Below are 2,535 nucleotides of genomic sequence, written 5' to 3' on the forward strand. Positions count from 1 at the left end.
GGCGCTTTCGTCCTTGGTCTGAGCGCCGCGCTCTTTGCGTGAGAGGATCTCCTTGGAGCGGAACAGCTCGACGGTCTCGCGGTCGATGGCGTCGTCCAGGGCCGCGACCCAGAACACCGACTTGGTCTCGGTCTGGCTGCGCTTGCGGAATTCCTCGATGGTTTCCGTGAGCTCCTGGCCGGTATCGGCGAGCGCGAGATGGAACGGGATGTCGCCATCGGTGACCAGGCGACCCCCGAGATAGAGCCCAGCCTTGAACGGCTTGACGTCCAGCAGCGCATGGGTCGGCTGAGGCTGCCAGAGTGCGGTGACGACCTCGGCGTGGAGGCGGCTGACGTCTCCAGGCTTGGGCGTGAGCCCTGTGCGTTGACGCTCCCAGTCGTCTTCGGCCGGTGTCGGGATGCGGTAGCCGTCATCGCCGCGACGAACCATCAGCCCCTTTTCCAGGGCATCGAGTGCTTGGCGGACCTCAGCCAGCCGGGAGTCGGCGTCGATGGCCGGATGCAGCGTGGCGGCGATGTTCTCGGCGGTGCGGTGGATGCTGCGCACGTATTGCAGCAGGCAGATGGCCTTGGCGACCGGCTGCGCGAGCGGGTGCTCGATCTGACTGCCGATATCGGCGATCTTGGCGCGGATCTCGCTGCCGATGTTTCCGGAGACCAGGTCGTAGATCTGATCAGCCCGCACGAGGGCACCGATGGACGCATTGGCCAGATCCACATCGGGGTGAATCAACACCTGTTGCGCGAGCTTGATGATGGTGCGATTCGCACCGCCCACGTGTTTGCTGGCCCCGCCCTGGGTACGCAAACCAGAGACGACCTGGATGATCAGATCGATCTGGTAGGGCAGCAGCGGATAGAGGTCAATGAAGGATTCGGTGGTCAGCTCCAGGAGCCGGATATCGGCGGTGATCCGAGTGTTGTCGCTCAGGCGTCCGCGATGCTGGGTGAACTGCTCGCGCAGCAGGTGCTCGGCGGTAGCGTTCTTGGCCAGGACGCGCTTGCTGGTGACCTCGGAGATGTCCGACGGCTCCAGGTGCACCTGCAGCGGGAAGCGATCCATCAGGCGCGCAAGCTCGACACGCCGGGCATCGAGACCGCCGACCAGCTCAGTGAGCTTCTCCTGTGAGGTGACCACAACCCACAGCTTGCCGCGCCCGACGCGACCCAGGCTCTGCACCACGGCCTGGAGGTCGAGCATCTTCTGCACATCGCCGGCGACAAACTGACCGACCTCATCGATTACAAAGACGAGGTTCTTGCCCGGCTTGCGCCGTGCCATCAGCGTGAGACCGCGCTCGGCGAGATCGCCCGCAGTGATGTCCGCGCGCGTCATCGCCGAGGCGCGCCAACTGTCCGCGGTGGTGTAGGTCGCCGGATCAAGCTCGTGCATCACGCGGCTCGCCTGCTGCACGGCGATGGCGATCTTGCCCTTCTCGCGGTCCCAGTCCTTGTTGAAGATTTCGCTGTATTTGGCCTTGAAGCTGTCCAGCCGGCTTTCTTCCTCCAGCGTGATCTCAAGCTCTGAGAGGTCAAGATCGCGTGCGTAACCCAGGCTCTGGAGAAAGAGCCGGTACATGATCTCGGTGATGCTCTGGTTGCCGGTACGGATGCCGCGGTCGGTGGAGACGTCGAAGATCACCGCCTCGGTGGGGATTTGCTCGCTGATGGTCTTCAGCAGCACTTGGATCTGCGGATCAGCGCAGCGCTGACCCAGCATTTCCCCGGCACCCTGGCCGTGGATGTCGCGGTTGGCGAGGCCGAGGCCCAGGTACTTCGCGAAGCTCGACTTACCGGAGCCGAAGAAGCCTGAGACCCAGACCGCGATACCCTCGTTGGGCTTCTGCCAGGTGGTTTGGTGGTGCTCGAAGACCTCGCGGAAGTGGGCGCGGATTGAATCGGTGACGACGTATTCCCGCAGCTCATCGCGGATGATGGTCTCGTCGGCCTGGTCGACCTTGATGACCTCCTCGATGCGGCGCTCGATGTCGCTGGCGAACAGGTCCTTGATGATCTCGGAAGCCATTGTTGTCGCCCTCAATAGCTCTTGGGCCGGTAGTTGTGCTCTGCGTCCAGGACGCCCATGAAGCGCAGGCCAGCAGCTCCATCCAGGAGGCCGGGATAGAAGAGCACTGTAGGGACGTGCAGCTTGCCTTTGAGCTGCTCGAGCAGCGCGGAGGTGCGGTACATGGGGAAGAGTGAACCGGCACGGACGATGAAGACCAGATCGCGCTTTGGGTCGGCGTCCTCCGGTACGCGGCGCGCGACCAGATCGTCGAGCGGTTGGTACTCACTGAGGATCTCGAAGATGGTCGTCACGGTGGCATCCAGACCGACGGACTGCTCGGTCTCGATAAGCACCTCTGGCCCCATGTCTTCGGCTTGGAGGGCCTCGCTGAGGCATTCCGCCAGGGAGATGGCCGTGACGCGTTTGCCGATCTGCTCCAACCGGGTTCTGAGAAGCGAGGTTTCCTGGCGAACAGCGAACTCATCCTCCGGCGCGTAGCGGAAGATGGCGTAGGGCATGTCATGG

2 protein-coding genes are annotated in these 2,535 nt (G+C 63.4%); both read right to left on the reverse strand.

Annotation, left to right across the window (positions count from 1 at the left end; translation table 11 throughout):
- On the reverse strand, nt 1-2,028 hold a 2,028-nt coding region (brxC, locus tag ACY693_RS18270), incomplete at its 3' end, for a BREX system P-loop protein BrxC (protein ID WP_462323236.1).
- Nucleotides 2,029-2,039: 11 nt separating this feature from the next.
- A partial coding sequence (locus tag ACY693_RS18275; protein ID WP_462323237.1) for a BREX protein BrxB domain-containing protein occupies nt 2,040-2,535 on the reverse strand: 496 nt, incomplete at its 5' end.

The sequence above is a fragment of the Halochromatium sp. genome (assembly GCF_054919635.1).